Annotated in this window: 14 protein-coding genes; 7 read left to right on the top strand and 7 right to left on the bottom strand. The window is 62.9% G+C overall.

All coding sequences use genetic code 11. The features are described 5' to 3' along the window. Positions 1–124: 124 nt before the first annotated feature. From O3303_RS17755 to O3303_RS17740, 4 genes are all read left to right on the top strand, one after another. A complete protein-coding gene (locus O3303_RS17755) occupies positions 125–1,525 on the top strand; it encodes a PQQ-dependent sugar dehydrogenase (protein ID WP_269559712.1) in 1,401 nt (466 codons plus the stop codon). Between the two features lie 232 nt (positions 1,526–1,757). Next, a complete protein-coding gene (locus tag O3303_RS17750; protein ID WP_269559711.1) occupies positions 1,758–3,101 on the top strand; it encodes an Nramp family divalent metal transporter in 1,344 nt (447 codons plus the stop codon). Between the two features lie 332 nt (positions 3,102–3,433). Further along, a complete protein-coding gene (locus O3303_RS17745) occupies positions 3,434–5,641 on the top strand; it encodes a TonB-dependent receptor (protein ID WP_269559710.1) in 2,208 nt (735 codons plus the stop codon). Between the two features lie 85 nt (positions 5,642–5,726). Next, positions 5,727–6,572, top strand: a complete 846-nt coding sequence (locus O3303_RS17740) for a transporter (RefSeq protein WP_269559709.1) — start codon at positions 5,727–5,729, stop codon at positions 6,570–6,572. Between the two features lie 92 nt (positions 6,573–6,664). Here O3303_RS17740 and O3303_RS17735 read toward each other — a convergent pair whose 3' ends face one another. The 3 genes from O3303_RS17735 to O3303_RS17725 all read right to left on the bottom strand — a co-directional run bounded on the left by O3303_RS17735 (position 6,665) and on the right by O3303_RS17725 (position 12,459). Continuing rightward, entirely contained in the window at positions 6,665–7,873 is a 1,209-nt protein-coding gene (locus O3303_RS17735; protein WP_269559708.1) for a DUF1501 domain-containing protein, read from the bottom strand. A 131-nt stretch (positions 7,874–8,004) separates the two neighbouring features. Next, positions 8,005–9,549, bottom strand: a complete 1,545-nt coding sequence (locus tag O3303_RS17730) for a DUF1800 domain-containing protein (RefSeq protein WP_269559707.1) — start codon at positions 9,547–9,549, stop codon at positions 8,005–8,007. Positions 9,550–9,849: 300 nt separating this feature from the next. Continuing rightward, positions 9,850–12,459, bottom strand: a complete 2,610-nt coding sequence (locus O3303_RS17725; RefSeq protein WP_269559706.1) for a lamin tail domain-containing protein — start codon at positions 12,457–12,459, stop codon at positions 9,850–9,852. 95 nt (positions 12,460–12,554) lie between these two features. Here O3303_RS17725 and O3303_RS17720 point away from each other — a divergent pair, with 95 nt between their 5' ends. Beyond that, positions 12,555–13,553 carry an aspartate-semialdehyde dehydrogenase gene (locus O3303_RS17720; RefSeq protein WP_269559705.1) on the top strand — a complete coding sequence of 333 codons (999 nt, stop codon included), beginning with the start codon at positions 12,555–12,557 and terminating at the stop codon, positions 13,551–13,553. A gap of 113 nt (positions 13,554–13,666) precedes the next feature. Here O3303_RS17720 and O3303_RS17715 read toward each other — a convergent pair whose 3' ends face one another. Both O3303_RS17715 and O3303_RS17710 read right to left on the bottom strand, forming a co-directional pair. Further along, entirely contained in the window at positions 13,667–14,899 is a 1,233-nt protein-coding gene (locus tag O3303_RS17715) for an isocitrate dehydrogenase (NADP(+)) (protein ID WP_269559703.1), read from the bottom strand. Between the two features lie 216 nt (positions 14,900–15,115). Next, the gene (locus O3303_RS17710; RefSeq protein WP_269559702.1) at positions 15,116–15,868 is read right to left on the bottom strand and encodes an alpha/beta fold hydrolase; all 753 of its coding nucleotides are present in this window, start codon (positions 15,866–15,868) and stop codon (positions 15,116–15,118) included. A 96-nt stretch (positions 15,869–15,964) separates the two neighbouring features. On the opposite strand from O3303_RS17710, the gene O3303_RS17705 reads away from it, so the two are divergent. After that, entirely contained in the window at positions 15,965–16,951 is a 987-nt protein-coding gene (locus O3303_RS17705) for an SRPBCC family protein (protein WP_269559701.1), read from the top strand. Between the two features lie 137 nt (positions 16,952–17,088). Here O3303_RS17705 and O3303_RS17700 read toward each other — a convergent pair whose 3' ends face one another. Beyond that, positions 17,089–17,622, bottom strand: a complete 534-nt coding sequence (locus O3303_RS17700) for a YceI family protein (RefSeq protein WP_269559700.1) — start codon at positions 17,620–17,622, stop codon at positions 17,089–17,091. 332 nt (positions 17,623–17,954) lie between these two features. Between O3303_RS17700 and O3303_RS17695 the strand changes: the two genes are divergently transcribed. Next, positions 17,955–21,428 carry a PAS domain S-box protein gene (locus O3303_RS17695; RefSeq protein WP_269559699.1) on the top strand — a complete coding sequence of 1,158 codons (3,474 nt, stop codon included), beginning with the start codon at positions 17,955–17,957 and terminating at the stop codon, positions 21,426–21,428. Positions 21,429–21,499: 71 nt separating this feature from the next. On the opposite strand, the gene dxs is transcribed toward O3303_RS17695, so the two are convergent. Then, positions 21,500–23,437 (bottom strand): 1-deoxy-D-xylulose-5-phosphate synthase, encoded by a 1,938-nt coding sequence (dxs, locus tag O3303_RS17690; protein ID WP_269559698.1) that lies wholly within the window; start codon positions 23,435–23,437, stop codon positions 21,500–21,502. Between the last annotated feature and the right edge of the window lie 222 nt (positions 23,438–23,659).

Genomic DNA, 23,659 nt, shown 5'->3' with positions numbered 1-23,659 from the left:
GGAGGCAACCTCAGCCGGCGAGCGGTGTTTTCAAAGCTACAAACCAACAGGCAGCGGCCGTTTAATCCGTAATCGGCCGGGGCGCGTATGGGAATATACCACGTTCACTTTCAGACTCTTTATCATGAAACGCACTGCTACTTTCCTGCTGATTGCTGGCCTGACGGCTCCGGCCGTGGCCCAGCAAAACCCCGCGCTGGCCACCTACACGGTGGGTACCACCACGCTCACGCTGTCGGCCGTCGCCAACAACCTCGATACGCCCTGGGAGCTGCTGTGGGGGCCCGACAACTTCCTGTGGATGACGGAGCGCGGCGGCCGCATCAGCCGCATCAACCCCACCACCGGCCAGGTGCTGCCGCTACTAACCGTAGCCGACGTGACCGAAACCGGCGAAAGCGGCCTGCTGGGTATGGCCCTGCACCCCGATTTCACCACTTCGCCCTTCGTGTACATCGTGTACAACTACACCGATGCTGGGGCGCTCAAGGAGAAGCTGGTGCGCTACACGTATTCGGCTGCGGCGGGTACCCTGAGCAGTCCGCTGGTGCTGCTGGGCAACATTCCGGCCGTGACCACGCACAGCGGCTCGCGCCTGCTTATCCTGCCCGACCGAACCCTGCTGATGACCACCGGCGACGCCCAGCAGCAGCCCGAAGCCCAGAACGCAGCCTCCCTCAACGGCAAGATTCTGCGCCTGAACCTGGATGGTACCGTGCCGGCCACTAACCCCACGCCCGGCAGCCTGGTGTATACGCTGGGTCACCGCAACCCGCAGGGGCTGGTGCGCGCCGCCTCGGGCCGCCTCTACAGCTCGGAGCATGGCCCCAACAACGACGACGAGGTGAACCTGATTGAGCCGGGTCGCAACTACGGCTGGCCAACTGTGGAAGGCTTCTGCAACCTGCCCGCCGAGCAGACTTTCTGTGGCGCCAACAACGTGCGTGAGCCGCTGGCCGCCTACACGCCCACCATTGCCGTGGCAGGCCTCACTGCCTACAACAGCCCCGCCATTCCGCAGTGGGCCAACTCGCTGCTAATGGTTAGCCTGAAAGCCGGCAAGCTCACCAGTCTGCAACTCAATACGGCCGGCGACCAGGTAGCCAGCCAAGCCGACCTCTGGACCGGCACCTACGGCCGTCTGCGCGCCATCTGTGTGTCGCCGCAGGGCAAGGTGTACCTGACCACCAGCAACCGCGACGGCCGCGCCACGCCCGGCGCCACTGACGACCAGCTATTGGTGCTGGAAAACCGGGCCTTCGCGCCCAATTCCACCCGCAACGCTCAGTCGGCGGCCCTGAGCGTGTGGCCCAACCCGGCCGCGCAGACCGCCACCGTACGCCTGCCGGCCCCGGCCAGCGCCCCGCTTACCCTGCACGATGCCCTGGGCCGCCTCACCCAAACCGTGCCGATGGCGGGCCGCGCCGAAGCCCAGTTGGATCTGCGCCGCGTGGCACCCGGCCTCTACACCATCCGGACGGCGCTGGACGGCACGCCCGTGCAGCGCAAGCTGATGGTGGAGTAACGTGCCAAGCCTGTAAGCCGGCAGCGGCCCTGGTTTCCAGGGGCGGCTGCCGGCTTTGGCGTTTGCAGGGCGCTGATACTCATGCGCCGGGGTTCGGGAAGGAAGCTGAAACATTTTTCGCGTGAAACAGTATTCATGGTGTCTTAAAAATATTTTTAGGCAAGCCTAAAACGTATCTTTACGTTTCGTTGCCCTTTTCCCTTTTATGCCTCCAACAGTACAATCTCCTCCCATGCAGGAAGCTCCCCCGGTGGCGGAAGCCGGCTGGCGACGGGCCCGCACGTCTTTGTCGCTGAGCGAAGTACACGGCAGTATCAAAGTGCCGCCCCTGAATGCTTCGTTCTGGCGCAAGATGCGCGCCTTCTGGGGCCCAGGCCTGATGGTGGCCGTGGGTTATATGGACCCCGGTAACTGGGCCACCGATATTGCCGGCGGCTCGCAGTTCGGCTACACGCTGCTGTCGGTTATCCTGATTTCCAACCTCTTCGCGATGCTGCTGCAGCACCTGGCCGCCAAGCTCGGCATCGTGACCGGGCGCGACCTGGCGCAGGCCTGTCGCGACCATTACTCCAAGCCGGTGGCCATGGTGCTGTGGTTTCTGTGCGAAGTGGCCATTGCCGCCTGCGACCTGGCCGAAGTCATCGGCTCGGCCATTGCCCTGAACCTGCTGTTTGGCCTGCCGCTACCCTGGGGCGTGGTACTCACCATCCTGGATGTGCTGGTGGTGCTGCTGTTCCAGAGCCGCGGCTTCCGCGTGATTGAAAGCATCATTGCGGGCCTTACCGTGGTGATTTTTGGCTGCTTCCTGTACGAAATCATCGTGTCGAACCCCGACTATTTCGGGATTCTGGGCGGCTTGGTGCCGCAGCCGGAAGTCGTGACCAACCCCAAGATGCTCTACATTGCCATCGGGATTCTGGGCGCCACGGTTATGCCCCACAACCTGTACCTGCACTCCAGCATCGTGCAAACGCGCGCCATCGAGCAGACGGAGCCCGGCAAGCGCATGGCCATCAAGTTTGCCACCATCGACTCGACGGTGGCGCTGTTTCTGGCGTTTTTCGTGAATGCGGCCATTCTTATCACCTCGGCGGCGGCCTTCCACCGCAACGGCCTGCAGGACGTAGCCGACATCGGCGACGCGCACAAGCTGCTGGCGCCGGTACTGGGCGCGGGCGCGGCAAGCGCCGTGTTTGCGGTGGCGCTGCTGGCGTCCGGCCAGAATTCTACGCTCACGGGCACGCTGGCCGGCCAAATTGTGATGGAAGGATTTCTCGACCTGAAGCTGCGGCCTTGGCTGCGGCGCCTCATTACGCGCGGCATTGCCGTGGTGCCGGCCCTGGTAGTGACCATTCTGTACGGCGAGAAAGGAACCGGCGAACTGCTGGTACTAAGCCAGGTGATTCTGAGTCTGCAGCTGAGCTTTGCGGTAGTGCCGCTGGTGCTGTTCACGAGTAGTAAGGCCAAAATGGGCGTGTTCGTGAACCGGCCCTGGGTGCAGGTGCTGGCCTGGCTGGTGTCGGGCATCATCATCGTGCTGAACCTCTACCTGCTCTACAAGACGTTCTTCGGCTAACAAAAAGCGCGGCAGCTACTACGGCTCCGCGCTTTTTTGTGAATACAATTTTAGGCAAGTCTAAAAATAAATAGCAGCCTCCGCTAAAAATGAAGAACCCGATACGCTTTGACCTTTTAGCCCCAGCGGGGCGGCATATTGGTAGTGAGCCGCCAAGTGCCCATTTCATAAGCCCCAGCGGGGCGACACCGGCCGTTGGGCGAAGGTGTCGCTCCGCTGGAGCTTTGGCCGTGTTGGTTGGGGCTATTTTCTACCGACATGTCGCCCCGCTGGGGCTTGGTCGCTTTGCACTTGTTCGTGGGGGGCTGCTTTTACCGCTGGTTTTCTTCGGTATGATGGCGCAGGCCCAAACGGGCAGCATCCGGGGCTCGGTGCGGGCCGAGGGCAAACCGGTACCGTTTGCCAGCGTGGGCCTGAAGGGCAGCAGCGTAGGTACTTCGGCTGATGAGCATGGCGCGTTTGTACTGCCGAAGGTGGCTCCCGGCAGCTACCGGCTGGCTGTCAGCGCCGTGGGCTACCAGCCCGCCGAACGCAACGTAACGGTAGCGGTTGGCCAGCCCACTACCGTCAACATGGCCCTGACGGCCAGCAGCAGCGCGCTGGGCGAAGTGGTGGTGAGCGGTACGCTGGGCGAAGTTATCCGGAGCGAGTCGGCGGTGGCGGTGGAACTGTATACGCCGCGCTACTTCCAGAAAAACCCCAGCCCTTGCCTGTTCGAGAACCTGACGATGGTAAACGGCGTGCGGCCCCAGCTGAACTGCAACGTGTGCGGCACCGGCGACATTCACATCAACGGGCTGGAAGGGCCCTACACGATGGTGCTGATTGACGGCATGCCCATCGTCAGCTCGCTGAGCACGGTGTATGGGCTGAGCGGAATTCCGAGCAGCCTGGTGGAGCGGGTGGAAGTGGTGAAAGGGCCGGCCTCGACGCTCTACGGCTCGGAGGCGGTGGGCGGGCTCATCAACGTCATCACCAAAAACCCGGCGAAGGCGCCCCGCTTTTCAGCCGATATCTTCGGCACTTCGCACCAGGACCTGAACGTGGACCTGGCCACGGCGGCTAAAGTGGGCGCGGCCTCCACCCTGCTCAGCACCAATCTCTACGGCTACAACCAGCGCCGCGACGTGAACCAGGACGGTTTCACGGACGTGCCCACGCAGCAAAGGGTGTCAGTGTTCAACAAATGGAGCTGGCAGCGGCCCGAGCAGCGCGCGGCCAGTTTGGCGGCCCGCTACTACTACGAAGACCGGTTTGGGGGCCAGCTGGGCTGGCGGCCCGAGTTTCGGGGCGGCGACAGTGTTTATGGCGAGAGTGTGTATACCAGCCGCTATGAGCTGCTGGGCCAATACCAGCTGCCGGTGGCGAGCCAGAAGCTGCTGCTGAGCGGCTCCTTCAACCAGCACCGCCAGAACTCGGCCTACGGTACCACGCGCTACAACGCCACCCAGCGCGTGGGTTTCGGGCAGCTGACCTGGGCCAAGAGCCCCAGCATCCGGCACAACCTGCTGCTGGGCGCCGCCTTCCGCAGCACCTGGTACGACGACAACACGCCGGCCACCGGCTCCGAAATCCGCAACCAGCCCGACCTGATCAACCTACCCGGCGTATTCGTGCAGGATGAGTTCCGGCTCACGCCCGACGCCACGCTGCTGGCCGGCCTGCGCTACGACTACAACCCGCGCCACGGCAGCATCGTCACGCCGCGCCTCAACTACAAGTGGGGCACTGTTGATGGCAGCCGCGTGCTGCGGGTGGGCATCGGCAACGGCTACCGGGTGGTGAACCTGTTCACGGAAGACCATGCGGCCCTGACCGGGGCCCGCGAAGTGGTGGTGCCGGAAGCGCTGCGGCCGGAGCGGAGCTGGAACGCCAACCTCAACTACACCCGCTTTTTCACCACCAAGGCCGGCACATTCTCGCTGGATGGTAGCGCCTTTTACACCTATTTCACCAACAAAATCAGCCCCGACTACGACACCGACCCCAACCAGATTGTGTACCGCAACCTTGACGGCTACGCCATTTCGCGAGGTGTCTCGCTGAATACCGACGTCACGTTCAACAAGCCACTGAAGCTGCTGGCGGGCATCACGCTGATGGACGTTTTCCGGATGGAGCGGCCGGCGGATGGCGGGGCGTTGCGGCGGGTGGCGCAACTGCATGCTCCGGTATTTTCGGGCACGTATGCGGTCAGCTACAACTTTGCTCAGCTGGGCTTGTCGGTAGACTATACCGGGCAGGTGAGCGGGCCCATGCGCCTGCCGGTGCAGCCCAACGACTTCCGGCCCGGCCGCTCGCCGTGGTTTTCGCTGCAGAACCTGCAGGCTACCAAGCGACTGGGGCCGCACATGGAAGTGTACGGCGGCGTGAAAAACCTGCTCGATTTCCTGCCTCGCCACGCGCTGCTGCGGGCCTTCGACCCCTTCGACAAAGCAGTGGGCCAAGACAATCCCAACGGCTACACTTTCGATACCAGTTATAACTTCGCGCCGCTGCAGGGGCGGCGCACGTTTTTGGGGCTGCGGTACAGTTTATAGGGCCAGGCAGGAAGGCTTGCCTCATCTGAATGCTGCCTCTACCGCAAAGGGCTAACTTGCGCGGCCTGCGCTTTTTCCTGTTACTATGCTGCTTACTCTTACGCTGGCCCTAGGCCTGACCGGGTCGCCTACGGCCCCCGACACGCTCAAACGTACCGGCCAAGCCAACCCTACCACTACCGGCGAAACCCCGCAGCGGGAGCTACGCCCGCTCAACGCCGACCGCCCCGGCGTGACGGAAAGCCCCAACACCATCGACCCCGGCCATTTTCAGTTTGAAACGGACCTGGTGCGGCTCATCAACAGCAAGCCGGGCCAGGAAACCCGTTCCCGGACTCTGCGCCTGAATGCTTTTGCCATCCGGGCCGGCCTCACCGACCACACCGAAGTGCAGGTGTTCGTGGACCCCTACACGGTGGAAAAACAGTGGGCGCCGGGCGAAACCATGGCGCGGAGCGCCGGATTCGGCGACATGGCGGTGCGCGTGAAGCACAATTTCATCGGCGAGGATGAGGAAAATGAGCCGTTGGTAGTGGCCGCCATTGGCTTTGTACGCCTGCCCACCGGCGGTAGCGAGGGAACCGGCGGTTTTGAGTATGGTATTCTGGTGCCGGCCACCTACAACTTTCAGCACGAGTGGCATGTTAGCGCCCAAGCGGCTTCGTTTCTGAGCTACGACCGGGACGCCAAACAACACGCCGTAGAGTTAGCTCCCTCCTTTGCCGTCGACCACGGCTTCAACGACTGGCTGGCGGCTTTCGCCGAATTCTCCACGAGCCGTAATCTGAAAACCAGGCAATGGACCTCTGCTGTGAACGTCGGGCCGATTTTCCACGTCAGTGAGCGAATACAGTTGGACTTTGGCCGGCGCTTCGCCCTCAGCAGCAGCGCCGACCGGGAGTATTATCTGGGCTTCGTGATAGAACGGTAATTGGTTTTAGTTGTCAGTTGGTAGTTGTCGGTTGGTAGTCGCACCCAAGCCTGACAACTATCAACTGGCAACTGACAACCGTTGACTGACAACTAAACCAGTCCTTTCAGTCGCTCGAACTGGCTGCCAAGGATGGCTTTGTCATCGGCTTCCAGCCAGTCGTGAAGGACGGTGGCGTAGAGGCTGCGGAAATCTAGCTGGTGGCGCAGGTCGCCTTCGAGCAGGTTCTGCAGATCGGGGGCGTTATTGAGGATGCCGCGTTGTTTGAGGCCGCCGCCCAGCAGCAGCACGTTGTTGGCGGTGCCGTGGTCGGTGCCGTTGCTGGCGTTCTGGCTCACACGCCGCCCAAACTCCGAAAACACCAGCACCAGCGTGTCATCGAAGTTGCCGGCTTTCTGCAGATCCTCCGCAAACGAGCCCAGCCCATCCGACAAATCCCCGAGCAGCTTGCCCTGCTGCTCCTGCTGCCGCACGTGCGTGTCGAAGCCCGTGAGCGACACGTAGAACACGCGCGAGCCCACGCCGGAGTTGATCAGCTCGGCGGTGGTTTTGAGGTTACGGCCAAACTCGCTGTTCGGGTACGCTACCGCCGACTTATACACCTTGCTGGTCTGGTACAGATAGTCGGCCGACGACGAGGTTTCGGCCAGCGTCTTGTAGAGGTAGTCCAGCTCTGACACCGCGCCGGCCGGCTGCTGGCGGCTCACCTGCGCGATAAACTGGTTCTGGGTCAGCTGATGAAACTTGCCCGGATTCTTCAGGGCCAGTCCTTTGCGCAGGTCGCCCTTCATGGCCAAACTCAGCGTGTCGTCCACTTCCAGACCGTTGTAGGCGGTGGGGCAGCTGGGGCAGTTCGAGTCGAGGTAGCGGCCGAGCCAGCCGGTGCTCAGGTACTGGTCGGACGCCGAGCCGCTCTGCCAGATATCCATCGAGCGGAAGTGCGACCGGTCGGGATTCGGATAGCCCACGGAGTTGAGCACGGCCAGCTGGCCCTGGTCGTAGAGGCCCTTGAGGCGCGTCATGGCCGGGTTGAAGCCCAGGTCTTTGTCGAGGGCCAGAATGCCGCTCTGCTCCCAGATGCCGAGCGTGGGTCGGGCTTTGTAGTACAGGTCGTTGCGGTACGGAATGACGGTGTTGAGGCCGTCGTTGCCGCCGCCGAGCTGCACCACCACCAGCCGGCGGCCCCGGGAATCGCGCAGATCTTTGAGACCCTGGCGGTCGAGCGCGTGCAGAAACGAAGGCACAAACAGCAGGCTGCTGGCCAGTACGGAGGTTTTAAGGAAGTCGCGGCGGGTGGTCATAGTGTTGGGGCTTATCTAACCGTCATGCAGAGGCGCAGCCGAAGCATCTCGCGTTCCGACGTTGGAATAATTTGATTACTCACGAGCGAGATGCTTCGGCTGCGCCTCTGCATGACGTTCTTTTGGCCTGTTTACATCAATTGATATTCCGGCAAGCTCAGCAGACTCGTCACCATCGTGCGCAGGCGGCCTTCGGCGGGGGCTTTGTCGGCGGCTTGTTGGATGACGACCAAGTTTTCGGGGCGGATGGGGGCCTGCAGCACGAAGCGGCTGAGCGCGGCGGCCTGCTGCGGGGCCGGCGTGCGGGCCAGCAGCGCCTGCACCGGCGCCAGCCTCACGGTGGTTTTCACCTGCTGCTGAAACGTACGCTCGGCTTTGGTGAGGTTGGGCGCAATGTCATTTTCGTCCTGCTTGAGCGCCACGTTGAACTCGGCATTCTTCAGCAGCACCGAGGGCAGCTGCAGCCGGTACAGCAGCGACGACGAGTCGATCCAATTGCGGCCACCGGGCCAGCCGGCCACGTTCGGCGGCTGAAACAGCGTCTGGCCCAGCGCCTTCTGAAACACGATGAGCGGCTTGTCATCCACCAGCTGCAGGCCCATCGTGCGCTTGATGCCCGCCAGCAGCTCCACCGGCGACTTGATGCGCGTGCCCACGTTTGCCGGCTCATAAAACCACTCGGCCGTGAACATCTGCTCCAGTAGCGCGCTGATGTCGTAGCCGCTCTTGAAGAACGCCTGCGCCAGCACCTGAATGTGGGCCGGATTGGGCGTGTCGTTCACGAAGAAGCGGTAGAGCTTGGTGGCAATGAACTCGGCCGTGCGCGGCTGCTCCAGAATGATGGCCAGCACCTGCTCGCCGGTGAAGTTGCCGGTGCGCCCCAGGAAGGTTTTGGGGCCGTCGTCATGCTGGTTCTCCCGAAACACGAACTCGCCCTGGGCATTGTAGCCCCAGCCCGTGAAGGCGCGGGCGGCCTCCTTCACATCGGTTTCCGAGTAGTTGCCGCGGCCCATCGTGAATAGCTCCATCACCTCGCGGGCGAAGTTTTCGTTGGGGCGCTGCTTGCGGTTTTGCTGGTTGTTGAGGAACTGCAGCATGGCCGGCTCCTTGCTCACGGCCAGCAGCAAATCGGAGAACTTGCCCAGCGCCAGCCGCCGGATGGTGTTGTTGAGGTACAAGGCCGCATCGGGGCGGCGCACCCGGCAGGCGAAGTGCCCGTGCCAGAAAAACGTCAGCTTCTCGCGCAGCTGGGCCGGCGAGGTAGCCATGCGGGTCAGCCAGCCGGTATTCATGGCGTAAAAGGCCTGCTGAATGCTTTGATTCTGCATTTTGCGCTGCTGCGCGCTCATGTCCTGGCGGCGCAGCAGCGGCGGCTGCGGGCGGTCCTTCTGCGGCCCCGCCACGGGCATTTCCATGCCGGCGCTCATGGCCGTCTGGTCGGGTGTGGTCACCATGCCCGACTGCGGCTTGCCGGCCGCAGGCGCCACGGGCCGGAACTGGGCCAGCGGCTCGGTGTAGCGCATCTGCGGGCTGTCGAGCAGCTCCACTTTCTCGGAATCGCGCAGCATCTGGCGCAGGGCTTTGCGGGGCGTGAGGCCGGCCGCCACATCTTCGGGACGCGGCCCGAAGCCGGCCCGCCAGTACAGATGCTGGAGCTGTTGTTGCGTCGTCGTCATGGTGGTTGGACGCGGATTGTGGCTCCAGGTTTAAATCACAGATGATGCAGATAAAGCCGCAGATGTCGCAGATGCAGAGTAAACAGCCTGTAACGCGAAGTTTCACTTCGCGGCACGTGAGCCATATTCGCAGCATGTGAGCGGAGTAACGCCGTGGGGTCGCGAAGTGAAACTTCGCGTTACATACAGGGCTGTTTCCACCAAGACGGGTGCTCAGTCCAACTAAAGCCCTGTCACTCCCCGATACCTGCTGACATCCGCATCTACGGCATCCGCGGCTTAATCTGCACCATCTGTGATCTAGAAACGCGCCCCCAGCACCACCGTTTTGCGGTATTCCTGCTTGCTGCCGCTGTTGGGTTTGAACAGCTCAATCTGCAGCACATAGTAGCCGACGGGCGCTTTCTGGCCTTTATCGGTGAGGCCGTCCCACTGGAAGAAGCCGGTGGTAGCCAGCGTTTCGTTGCGGGCCAGGCGGCGCGTGAGGCGGCCCTGCGCATCGTAGATGCTCACGCTGCCCGCGTAGCCGGGGCCATCGAGCTGGTAGTTGAGGGTGGTGAAATCCTGCTGGCCATCCTCATCGGGCGTAAACACCTCGGGCACTACGCTCCACTGCTGGCTGCCGCCGGCCGCGTCCTGCTGCTGGGAGTTGGGGCGGCCGGGCGTGGCGTAGCCAGCGCTGGCCGACGCCGAGTGGAAGTTGGCAGCCGTGCTGGGCCCCGCAGCCCGAATCCGCTCCAGCGACACGCCGTTCACGTCATCAAGTAAGCGCAAATGCTGGTCGGCGTTGTAGGCGTAGCGGTCCAGGCGGCGGCCCTGGCCGTCGAACAGCGTCACAATGCCGGCATCGTCCGGGAAGGTGGGGAAGGCGGGCATGGACAGGAAGGCGGCGGGGGCGGAGCTGGTGGGGTACTCGCGCTGCACGATATCAGGGCGGGTGGTGAGCAGCAGCAGCTGGCCGGGCGCCAGCACGTAGGGCCCGGCGCTGATGGGCTCAGAGTCGGCAGTGCTGTCGGGGCGGATGTTGGCCAGCTGCCAGCCCTGCACATCCAGGTACTTGCCGGAGCGGTTGAGCAGCTCCACAAAATCCACGGCGCTGGTGCGCGGGTTGAACAGGATTTCGTTCACCACCACGTCGCCGGGGACCACGGCCGAGGGCAGCCCGAACGTGGCCGAGGTGGCCGGGCCGGCGGCATTGCCCACGCAGTCGAGGGCGCGCTGCACGGTCACGGTCAGGGGCTGGCTGGCCTGCAGCGCCGCGCCCAGCGTGAGGTCTACCACCCGAAAATCGGGCGAAACGGGCGCGGCCCGCGTGACAGCCACCGCGGGCGTGAGTGTGTACAGTGCCGGATTGGCCGCCGTCAGGCTGTCGAGCTTCTCCCCGAAAAACAGCCGCACGGTGGTAGCATTGAGGGCCAGGGCGCGTAGCAGCGCGGGCGCGGTACGGTCAGGGTTGGCGGCGCGCACCGAGTTGGCGCGGCCGGGCGTGCCGCCGCTGGCGTCGGTGCTGGCGGTCCAGTTTTCGATACCGGCGCAGGGGTTGGCGGGGTCCACCATTTCCAGGCTCCAGCCGCCGTCTTTCTTGCGGCTGTCCTTGTACCAGGTGTCGGAATAGCTGATTTCAAACAGCGTGCGGCCGGTGCGGGTGCGCAGCAGCAGCTGGTCGCCGGCGTTGCTGAGGCTGGGAAAATTACTCAGCCCGAACACCTTGCCGAAGGCCGCAAACTGCGGAGCCCGGGTACTGCCGCACACCACGGCGTACTCGCCGGGCAGCAGCGTGGCCCCGGCCGGAAACACTGCCGGGTTGCCGGTCTGCCCCGGCTTGAGCAGCTGCGCGCCCGCCAGGTCCAGCACGGCCGTGGCCGAAGGATTGTGGATTTCCAGGTACTCCGAGGCCGGCAGCCCCACTACCGGCGTTTCGTCGGCAAATATTTCGGTGATGAGCACCTGGCTGAAACCCGGGGCCACGGCCGTGCCGCTGTAGCTGAACGTGGCCGTGAGCGGGCCGGCGGCGGTGTTGCCGTAGAGGTCGGGCACGTTGCGGGCTTCCACGGTACTGCTGCCCAGCGGCAGCGGGCCGGCCAGCGTCAGGTGTACGATGGCGGGGTCGGTGGCGTCGCGCTGGGCGGCCGTGACGGCGGGCACACCGGCGGCGGTGAGGCGGTAACTGGCGGCGCTCTGGGCGGCCGCTACCGGCTCGTTGAACGTCACGTCGAGCTGCTGCGGGCCGGTGGCGCCAGCGCTGATGGCGCGGGGCGCCGCCGTGTCCGTCACCCGGAAATCGTCGAAGGAAAACGCCCGGTTGTTGGCCGACGAGTAAGTCAGCGTCAGCCCGAACCAGGCGCCACGCTGGTAGGTGGCGTCGGGGGCCGTGCCTTCGCTCACGAACGTCGTGCCGCCCGTCAGGTCGCGCTCCAGCGTCCAGACATCGGCCACGGAGCGCGTGACGCGCACCCGCACGAGGTTGTTGGTGGCCGAGGCCAGCGTAGCATCAGCACCGTTGATGACGTAAGCAGGGCTGCCGGTGGCGTCTTTGCGGAACAGCGCCACCTCGTCGGGCGTGCCGCCGAGGCGCACGAAGTAGCCGCGGTTGCCGCTGGCTTTCAGGTCAGCCTGCTCGGCCACCAGCCACACGTCGGCGTAGTTGCCGCTGCTGGTCGCCAGGCGCAGGTTGGCCCAGAACTCCCAGGTGGTGCCGCCGGTGGCAGCCTGGCAGGGCGTGGCCAGCTGCAGCTGGGTGCCGGTGGTGGCGGGGCCGTTGCTTTGCAGCTGCTGGTTGGTTACCTGAAAACTGGCTGCGTCGCCGGTCCAGGTGGGGTTTTGGGTGAAGTCGCCGTCGGCGAAGGAATCGGTGAGCTGGGCCGCGGCCGTGAACGGACTCAGCAGCAGCAGGAGTAGCAGTTTTTTCACGGGCAATAACGTCGGGAAAGCAGGCGGGGCCTGATAGGGAGAACTATGGCATGAAAGATAACCGCTTTACCTTTATGCCCTAATCCTTGATGCACATGAAAGTAGCCGTAGTAGGTGCCACCGGCCTGGTGGGCACCGAGATGCTGAAAGTACTGGCCGAGCGCAACTTCCCGGTCACCGAACTGCTGCCCGTGGCCTCTGCCAGATCGGTGGGCCAGGAAATCGAGTTCCAGGGCAAGAAATACAAGGTGGTGAGCATGGACGATGCCATTGCGGCGCGCCCGGCCGTGGCCATCTTCTCGGCTGGCGGCTCCATCAGTAAGCAGGAGGCGCCCCGCTTCGCCGAAGTCGGTACCGTGGTAATCGACAACTCCTCGGCCTGGCGCATGGACCCAACCAAAAAGCTGGTGGTGCCCGAAATCAACGCCAAGGAGCTGACCGCCGCCGATAAAATCATTGCCAACCCCAACTGCTCCACCATTCAGATGGTGGTGGCCCTCAACGAGCTGCACCAGCGCTACAAGGTGCAGCGCATCGTGGTGAGCACCTACCAGAGCGTGACGGGCACCGGCAAGCAGGCCGTGGATCAGCTGCTGGAAGAGCGCGCCGGCCAGACGCCCACCAACCCCGCCTACCCCCACCGCATCGACCTGAACGTGCTGCCCCACATCGACGTGTTCGAGGACAACGGCTACACCAAGGAGGAAATGAAGATGGTAAACGAAACCAAGAAAATCTTCGGCGACGACTCCATCCGCGTGACGGCCACCACCGTGCGCATCCCCGTGATGGGCGGCCACTCCGAAGCCGTAAACGTGGAATTTGCCGAGGAATTCGACCTGGCCGAAGTGCGCGAAATCCTGCGCCGCACTGCCGGCGTGGAGCTGGTAGACGACGTGAAGAACAACGTGTACCCCATGCCCAAAGACGCCCACGGTAAAGACGCCGTGCTCGTCGGCCGCCTCCGCCGCGACGAAACCCAGCCCCGCACCCTCAACCTGTGGGTGGTGGCCGACAACCTGCGCAAAGGCGCCGCCACCAACGCCGTGCAGATTGCCGAGGCCATGCTGGAAATGGGCCTGTTGACGGCCTAGATATTTCTGGCATCACGTAAATCGCCCAATATCTTTCCCCTCTACTCACAAAAAAGCTCCTCTGGCTATCCAGAGGAGCTTTTTTATACCATCAGCTTAGCGCTGGAATAGACCTACTTGGCCAGTTTGGCTTTCAGGTTTTCATCAAGAGCCGCCAGGAACTCCTCGGTGTAGAGGTAGTCTTTGCCGTGCTCCACTTTGTTGCCGTGGATGCAGACGGCGAGGTCCTTGGTCATCTTGCCGCTTTCCACGGTTTCGATGCACACGGCTTCCAGGGCGTGGCAGAAGTCAATCAGCTCCTGGTTGTTATCCAGCTTGCCGCGGAACTCCAGGCCGCGCGTCCAGGCGAAGATGCTGGCAATGGGGTTGGTGCTGGTAGGCTTGCCTTTCTGATGGTCGCGGTAGTGGCGCGTCACGGTGCCGTGGGCGGCTTCCGCTTCCATCGTGCCGCCGTCGGGCGTTACCAGCACGGAGGTCATCAGGCCGAGCGAGCCGAAGCCCTGGGCCACGGTGTCGGACTGCACGTCGCCGTCGTAGTTTTTGCAGGCCCACACGAAGTTGCCGTTCCACTTCAGCGCCGAGGCCACCATGTCGTCGATCAGACGGTGCTCGTAGGTGATGCCTGCTTCCTTGAACTTGGCCAGGTAATCAGCTTCGTAAATCTCCTGGAAGATGTCCTTGAAACGACCATCGTACTTCTTCAGGATGGTGTTCTTGGTGCTCAGGTACAGCGGCCAGCCTTTGCTCAGGGCCTGGTTGAAGCAGGCGTGGGCGAAGCCGCGGATGCTTTCGTCGGTGTTGTACATGGCCAGAGCCACGCCGTCGCCTTTGAAGTTGTACACCTCAAACGACTGCGCCTCGCCGCCGTCCTCGGGCTGGAAGGTCACGGTGAGCTTGCCTTTGCCTTTGGTCACGAAGTCGGTGGCGCGGTACTGGTCGCCGAAGGCGTGGCGGCCGATGCAAATGGGGGCCGTCCAGTTGGGCACGAGGCGGGGCACGTTGTTCATCACAATCGGCTCGCGGAACACGGTACCGTCGAGGATGTTGCGGATGGTGCCGTTCGGCGACTTCCACATCTGCTTCAGGCCGAATTCGACCACGCGCTCCTCGTCGGGGGTGATGGTGGCGCACTTGATGCCCACGCCGTACTGCTTGATGGCGTTAGCGGCGTCGATGGTTACCTGGTCGTTGGTTTCGTCGCGGTACTCAATACCCAGGTCGTAGTATTTGATGTCCAGCTCCAGGTACGGCGTAATCAGCTTATCCTTGATGAACTTCCAGATGATGCGCGTCATTTCGTCGCCATCCAGCTCTACTACCGGGTTTGCTACTTTGATCTTGGTCATGCGTCAGAGGGGAATATGTGGTGAATTCTTTCGCCACGGGTGGGGCGTTGAGTACGATTTTGGCGCTTCCGGGGTTGAGAAACCCGCCCTGGCCACGGCCGCATCGGTCAGTAACTACCAAGGAGGCCAGAGGTTATTGGCGGCCGCAAAGATACAGGCTGCCACGACGTGCCGGACCAGCGCCGCCCGGCCCGGCAAAATAGCCCGGCTTTTCGGCTAGCTGAACACGCCGCCCGCAAAATCCAGCACGGCGCGGCGCGTCAGCTCGGGCTCCTCAAAGAAGCCGAGGTGGCCCACGTCGCTCAGCAGCAGGGCGTGGCTCTGGGCCGGCAGCACCAGCTGGGGCAGCAGGCTGTCGGTGGGCACCGCCACGTCTTCCTTGCCGGCAATGAAGAGCACCGGAAACTTGGCGTTTTTCAGCACCTGCGTGCGGTCGGGGCGGTTTTTCATGGCTTCCAGGGCGCCCAGCACCGTGGCTTCGGGCGTGGCCCGGCCGATGTCTTCCAGAAACTCGCGCTGCTCCAGCAGCCGCTCGCGGTTGGCGGGCGCAAACAGCGGCCGGATAAACGACTCCATGAACTTCTCGACGCCGTGGCGGCGCACAAAGTCCATGTTTTTGTCGCGGTTCGCCTTCTTCTCGTCGGTATCGGGCAGGGCGGTGCTGTGGAAGAGCACGAGGCCGGCCACCATTTCGGGGTAGCGTTCGGCAAAGGCCAGGGCCACGTAGCCGCCCATGCTGTGGCACACCAGCAGGGCGCGGTCGACGCTTTTCTGGCGCAGCTGCTCGGCCACGTAGCGGGCCTGGGCCTCCATGCTGTAGTCGCGGATATCGTGCACGTTGGTGCCGTGGCCGGGCAGGTTCAGGGTCAGCAGGCGGTAGTCGTCGGGGAATTCGCGGGTGAATTCGGTCCATACCTCGCGCGACTCGCCAAAGCCGTGCAGGAACAGAATAGTGGGGTGAGAAGTCATCAGGAAAAAAATACCGCTGCGCGCAGCGGGCAGATTGGATGGAGGGCACAAGTACGCACATTTGCATCCGTCGTTCATCCTGTTCCTATTCCCGCTATGTTTTTCCTCAAGCGTCAATACAGCCATTATGCCATTGCGGCCGGGGCCGGCCTCGCGCTGGCGCTACTGGGCCGTTTTGTGTTTGCCAGCGACATACTGAAAGATGCCGGTGGCCTGCTCATGCTCTGCTTCCTGTTGCTCGTCCCGATGGCGCTGGGAGCTGTTACTGCGCACTTCACCCCGCCTACTACCTCCCGGCTGTGGCGCACGGTACTGGGCCCGGTCATAACGGTTATGTTGTTCCTAGCCACAGCCCTGCTCTTTCACCTGGAGGGCATGATCTGCGTGCTGCTTATCTCCCCGCTGTTTCTGCTCACCTCGTGGCTGGGCGCTTTCCTCTACGTGGTAGCCACCCGCAATGCCTCCGACAACAACCGTACGTATGCCATGGCGGCTTTTATGCTGCTGCCGTTCGTGGCCGCCCCACTGGAAGCCCAACTCAATACGCCTACGGATAGCCGCCGCGTCGAAAACGTGGTAGTGATTCAGGCCCCGGCCGCCGTGGTGTGGCAGCACATCATCCGGGTGCCGGCCATTCAGGCCCACGACCTGGGCCCCAGCCTAGTGGACAACATTGGGTTTCCGCGGCCGGTGGAGGCTACGCTCAGTCACGAGGGCGTGGGCGGCGTGCGCCGGGCCACGTTTGAGCGCGGCGTGGAGTTTCTGGAAACGGTGGATGTATGGGAGCCCCGGCGGCGGCTCTCGTTCAGCATCCGGCCCAATACGGCCACCATCCCGCCCACCACCTTTGATGAGCACGTAACCGTAGGCGGCCGGTTTTTCGACGTGTTGCGCGGCACCTATGAGCTGCAGCCCGCCGGCCCATGCCGCACCCGCCTGGTGCTCTACAGCCAGCAGCGCCTCAGTACCCGCCTCAACCCCTACGCCGGCCTCTGGACCGATTGGGTGATGAGCGAGATTCAGCGACGCATTCTGGAAGTAATTAAGCGGCGGTGCGAAACGGTAGCACCTACGCCAGTCTAACATGCAAACCGCCCGTTTCCGGAATCGGAAACGGGCGGTTTTAATAACAATAAACGGATGGCCTCTTCGCGCCGAGCAGCCCGACCGAACGGGCTGCAGGTGTGCCGACTCAGCGGAAAAGGATAACGGAAGGCGTTTTAGGCCTGCTTGGCGAACTGCAGGCTGGCCAGCAGCTTCACCTCGTCGCTCACCACAATGGAGCCGGCCTCGGTGATGCCGCTCCAGGTCAGGCCGTAATCTTTGCGGCTAAGCTTGCCGCTCACTTCGAAACCCGCTTTCTGGTTGCCGTAGAAGTCGCCGGCCTGGCCGCCGTATTCCACGTCCAGCGTGATGGGCTGCGTAACGCCGTGCAGCGTCAGGTTGCCGATGAGCTTGTACTCGCCTTCGCTGTCTTTCACAAACGAAGTGGACACGAACGACAGCTCCGGATACGTGGCGGTGTCAAAGAACTCGGCGCTTTTCAGATGCTCGTCGCGCTGGGCCTGGTTGGTGTCGATGCTGTCGATCTGCGCCGTGAACTTCACCTGCGCGTTGTCGAACGAGTCGCCTTCGGTGTGGGCCTCACCCGAAAACTGCTTGAACGAGCCGGTTACGGTGGAAATCACCAAGTGCTTCACTTTGAACTGAACTTCGGAGTGCGTTGGGTCAAGAGCCCACTGGGTAGCTGCCATGAGAGTAGAAAAATGAGGGAGAAACAAAAGGAAAGGCCGCGACACCAAGGGACTGTGCCTGCGTGTCAACAGGCCAAAGATATAAATAATGTACATACATACGTGTATCTACATGATTATTTTTCCAACGTCCTGTGCTGTCCCCACGCCTGCCTCCCCTGAAAGCATTTGCGAGGTACAGCAACCGGCCGCCGGCCCCGCCACTCCAGAACTGGCTGCCGGGCGGTAGCGCCCGCCGAGGTTGCCGCCTACCGGGCTGCAATCGTAAGTTATAGTAACTTACTCCCTTTCTTGACTGCTCTGGCACGTCGTCAATCTGCTCTGCTGTCTCTGTGAATTCCCTCCCGCCCAGCTTCCTCTCCGAAACCGGCCGTTCTTCCTTTGCGCTGCTGGAAACTCTCTTCGACGCGCTTGTGCTGCTGACCCCTGAGGGGCAGGTGAGCTGGGCCAGCACGGGTTTCGAGTGCCTGACCGGCTATGCCGATATGCCGCCGGCCGGCCTTATCCTAGATGCCCTGGTGGCGGCGGGCACCACCCCAGCCACCTTTCAGCAGCAGCTGGCCAGTGCCCAGCCCCGGCAGTATACCCTGGAGCTGCGCCAGGCCAACGGCCGCCGGGTGCCAGTACGCCTGAAAGTAGCGCCTCAGTCTGAGGGCCTGCTGGGGCTACTGGAAGCGCTGGACACACCGCCGGCCCTTACCGCGGAGCAACAGGAGCAGGCCGCCCTCCTGGAATATCTGGCCGGGCAGGCTCCTGGCGTACTGTTTCAGTGGCGGGTGGGCCAGGGGGCGGCAGCCGGGCTGCGCTACGTCAGCCCTCAGCTAGAGCCACTGTTTGGGCTCAGCCGGGCGCAGGCCCACACGCTGCCCCGCCTGCTGCACCCCGACGACCTCCCCCGCTGGCGCGAGGCCGCCCGCCGCACCCGCCGGCTAGGCGAGCCTTTTGCCTTCGAGGGCCGACTGCTGGTGCCGGGGCAACCCGTACGGTGGCTGCGAGCCAACGCCCGGCTTTCGGGCACCGATGCCACGGGCGCACTCTATAGCGGTATGCTCACGGATATCACCCAGCTCAGGCAAGCCGAAGAGGCGGTGCATAACCAGGAGCAGCGCTGGCGTCTGGCCATAGAGCAGTTCGGCGACGGCGCCTGGGAGTTCAACTACGCAACCGGCGAAGAGTACTTTTCCCAGGCCTATCACACCATGCTGGGCTATGCGCCCGACAGCCCGGAGCCGCTGCCCGGCAGCTGGGAGCAGCACGTGCACCCCGCCGACCGCGCCCTGAGTCTGGAAGCGGCCGGCGCGTATCTGCGCGGCGAAAAACCCATCTACTCCGTTGAGCGGCGCCTGCGCTGCTATGATGGCAGCTATAAGTGGGTGCTCACGCGCGGCCTCGTCACGCGGCGCGACGCGCAGGGCCAGCCCCTGACCATGACGGGCGTGCACACCGATATTTCGGCGGTGAAAGAAACCAGCCTGGCGCTGGAAGCCAGCACGCTCCGCTTTTCTACTACCATTGCCAACTTCCAGGAGGGCATTCTGCTGGAAGATGAACACCAGCGCGTGGTACTGGCCAATGCTGCGCTGTGCCGCATATTTGCCCTTGATACCGCGCCCGACCAGCTCGTGGGCTACAATACGCGCCTGCTGGGGCAGCGCATACAGCACCAGTTCCGGCAGCCCGAGGTCTTTGCGCAGCGCTACGCCACCATTGTGCGCGAGCGGCAGCTTGTTACGGCGGAACTGTTTGAGCTGGCCGACGGCCGCGTGGTGCAGGGCGACTTCGTGCCGATTTTTGTGGCCGAACGTTACATCGGGCACCTGTGGAAGTTTCAGGACATCACGGAGCGCAAGCACAACGACGACACGCTGCGCCAGCGCGAAGAACGGTACCGGGGCATCATCGAGAACATGAACATGGGCCTGGTGGAAATGGACCTCGACCGCCAGGTTCTGTTCGTCAACCAGGCCTTCAGCGACATTACCGGCTACGACCGGGCCTCGTTCAACGAGTACCATACCGTCGACCGGCTGATGACGCCCGAAGACATAAATCTGGCGCGGCAGCGCGACCAGCGCCGCCGCCGGGGCGAGTCGGAAACGTATGAGATTTCCATCACCGACAGTGCCGGCGCGCTGAAATGGCTGCTGGTAAGTGCTGCCCCGCTCTACGGGGAAGGCCGCCAAGTGTACGGCAGTATTGCCATCGTGCTCGACATTACCCACCAGAAGGCGCTGGAACTCAACCTGCGCGCCGCCAAAGAGCAGGCCGAGGATTCGGCGCGGGCCAAAGAGCTTTTCCTGGCCAACATGAGCCACGAAATCCGCACGCCCATGAACGCCATTCTGGGCATGGGCCAGCTGCTGGCCAAAACCCCGCTCGATGCCGTGCAGCTGACGTATCTGCGGGCCATCGAAACGTCCGGCGAAAACCTGCTGGTCATTCTCAACGACATTCTGGACCTGTCGAAAATCGGGGCCAGCCAGCTGCACATCGAGCGCATCGGCTTCAGCCTGCCTGAGCTGCTGCTGCAGGTGGAGAAAAGCCTGCATTTCAAGGCGGAGGAAAAGGGCCTCGTTTTCCGGGTGGAGCTGGATGAGCGCCTGCCCACCGTGCTGCTCGGCGACCCGTACCGCATCACGCAGGTGCTGCTCAATCTGGCCGGCAATTCCATCAAGTTCACGGAGAAAGGCTCCGTCACGATTACGTGCGCTCAGGCCAGCGCCGACGACAGCCATATCGTGCTGGAATGGTCGGTGGCCGACACCGGTATTGGCATCGACCCGGATTATCTGGTGGATATTTTCAAGGAGTTCAGCCAGGAAGACACGTCGGTTACGCGCCGCTTTGGCGGCACCGGCCTGGGGCTGAGCATCAGCCGGCAGCTGGTGCAGTTGATGGGCGGCGAAATCAGCATCGACAGCCAGAAGCACCGCGGCACCAACAGCCAGTTCCGGCTGCGGCTGCCCGTTGGCACGGCCGAGGATCTGCCGCGCAAAACACTCATTACGGCCAGCATCCGGGAGAAGCTGCGCGGCCAGCGGGTGCTGCTGGTAGAAGACAATCACTTCAACCGCCAGATTGCGAAAGGCTTTCTGCAGAACGCCGGCCTGCTGGTGCAGGAGGCCGAAAATGGGGCCGAAGCAGTGGAGCTGGCGCGCCACAACACGTTTGATGTGGTGCTGATGGATGTGCAGATGCCCGTGATGAATGGGCTGGAGGCCACGGCCTACCTGCGCCAGCATCTGCACCTGCGCACGCCCATCATTGCCCTGACGGCGAATGCCGTGAAAGGCGAGCGGGAAAAGTGTCTGCACGCCGGCATGAACGACTATCTGGCCAAGCCATTTCAGGAGGAAGAGCTGGTGAAGATGCTGTGCATCTGGACTTTGGGCGAGCATCCGGCCACTATGGCGGAAACCTTCGTGCCTGCCGCTGCTACGCCGGACCCGGCCGCGCTCTACAACCTCGACATCGTGCGCAAAATCGGGCAGAACGACGTGTCGTTCACGCTGCTGATGCTGGAATCGTTCATCGAGAGCTGCGGTGAGGCCATAGACGAGCTGCGCATTGCCATAGCGGAACAGGATACCCTGCAGATTCGCACGGCGGCCCACAAGCTCAAGCCCAGCCTCGACCACCTGCAGGTGTACCGCCTGCTGCCCCTGGTTGTGGAACTCGACAACTGGCGCGCCCCATTCGATGCGGAGCATCTGCCGCAGCTGGTGGAGCAGATAGTAGCGCAGCTCCAGGAGCTGGTCTGGCAGATGACGCTGGAACTGCAGCTGCTGCAGCAGGAGCTGGAGTAAGGAGCATGCCTGAAAAAAACAAAGCCCCGCCGGACGAATCCGACGGGGCTTTTGCTTCTTGCAGCTGCGTCTTACAGCAGCACTTTTTCCGTGGCAGCTACCACCTTGCCACTCAGTTCGCGCAGGGCGGCGGCAATGCCGGCGGCGTCGAAGCCGCACTCTTTGTACAGCTCGTCCTGGGTGCCGTGCTCCACGATACGGTCGGGAATACCGAGGCGCTTGACGGGCAGGCTGTAGCCATGGTCGGTGAGGAACTCCACCACGGCCGCACCGAAGCCGCCGGGCAGGCAGCCATCCTCCACCGTCACGATGGACTTGTACTGGCGGGCAATGTGGTGCATCATCTCCTCGTCCAGCGGCTTGCAGAAGCGCATGTCGTAGTGGCCGGGGTTGAGGCCTTCGGCGGCGAGCTGCTGGGTGGCTTTCACGGCGTAGTTGCCGATGTGGCCGATGCTGAGCACCGCCACGCCTTCGCCCTCGCGCACCACGCGGCCCGTGCCCACCGTAATTTTCTTCAGCGGCTTGCGCCACTCCGGCATCACGCCCTCGCCGCGCGGGTAGCGGATGCTGAACGGACCGGCGTTTTCGGGCAGCGTGGCCGTGTACATCAGGTTGCGCAGCTCCTCCTCGTTCATCGGCGCCGACACTACCATGTTCGGGATGCAGCGCATGTAGGCCAGATCGTAGCAGCCGTGGTGGGTGGGGCCGTCGGCACCGGCGAAACCGGCGCGGTCGAGGCAGAACACTACGTGCAGGTTTTGCAGTGCCACGTCGTGCAGCACCTGGTCGTAGGCGCGCTGCATGAATGAGGAGTAAATGTTGCAGAACGGCACCAAACCCTGCGTGGCGAGGCCGGCCGAGAACGTCACAGCGTGCTGCTCGGCAATGCCCACGTCGAAAGCGCGGTCGGGCATGGCCTTCATCATGATGTTCAGCGAGCAGCCCGAAGGCATGGCCGGCGTCACACCCATGATCTTGTCGTTCTGCTCGGCCAGCTCCACGATGGTATGCCCGAATACGTCTTGGTACTTGGGCGCCTGAGGCTTCTCGTAGGTTTTGGTGTGGATTTCACCGGTCACCTTATCGAACAGGCCGGGCGCGTGCCACAGGGTCTGGTCTTTCTCGGCCAAGGCGTAGCCTTTGCCTTTCACCGTCACGCAGTGCAGAATTTTGGGGCCCGGAATGCTCTTGAGGTCGGTGAGGATGGTGGCCAGGTGCTGCACGTCGTGCCCATCCACGGGGCCGAAGTAGCGGAAGTTCAGGGCCTCGAACAGGTTGCTTTGCTTGAGCAGGGTGGCCTTCATGGCGGCCTCTACTTTACGGGCAATCTGCTGGGGATTGGGGCCGAACTTGCTGAGCTTGCCGAGCACGTTCCACAACTCGTCGCGCACCTTGTTGTAGGTGCGGGAGGTGGTGATGTCGGTGAGGTATTCCTTGAGCGCGCCCACGTTGGGGTCGATGCTCATGCAGTTGTCGTTGAGGATAACCAGCAGGTTGGAATTGGCCACGCCGGCGTGGTTGAGGGCCTCGAAAGCCATACCGGCCGTCATGGCGCCATCACCAATCACGGCAATGTGCTGGCGGTCAAATTCCTTTTTATAGTCAGAGGCTACGGCCATGCCCAGCGCCGCGCCGATGCTGGTGCTGCTGTGGCCCACCCCGAAGGCATCGTACTCACTTTCGCTGCGCTTGGGGAAGCCCGACATGCCGTGGTAGCGGCGGTTGGTCGGGAACCGGTCGCGGCGGCCGGTGAGGATTTTGTGGCCGTAAGCCTGGTGGCCTACGTCCCACACCAACTGGTCGTAGGGCGTGTTGAACACGTAATGCAGCGCCACCGACAGCTCCACCACCCCGAGCGAGGCGCCGAAATGGCCGCCGTAAATCGAGACGGTATCTACAATAAATTGCCGCAGTTCCTGGCTCACCTGCACCAATTGGTCGGGGCTGAGCTTTTTCAGGTCGTCGGGCGAATTGATTTCCGCCAGCAGGGCACCAGGTTCGACAATCATGCTTCGGGGGTAGGAAAGGGGATATTAGTAGCGTGGCAACAGGTAACTAAAGCAGAAAGTTATGGTTTCTGCCCACCGCAGGGAGTGCCGCAGACAAAGTTACGGGTTTTCCGTTCGGGCGGATGATATGGGGAGAAGCGGGCACGATGAAGCTGGGCAGATGGCTCTCCGGCACGTCATTCCGAGTGGAGCGAGGAATCTCGCGTGCTGATGTTGGATTAC

The organism is Hymenobacter canadensis, assembly GCF_027359925.1.
GTDB classification, from domain to species: Bacteria; Bacteroidota; Bacteroidia; order Cytophagales; family Hymenobacteraceae; genus Hymenobacter; species Hymenobacter canadensis.
This window is presented reverse-complemented; position numbering and strand designations above follow the sequence as displayed.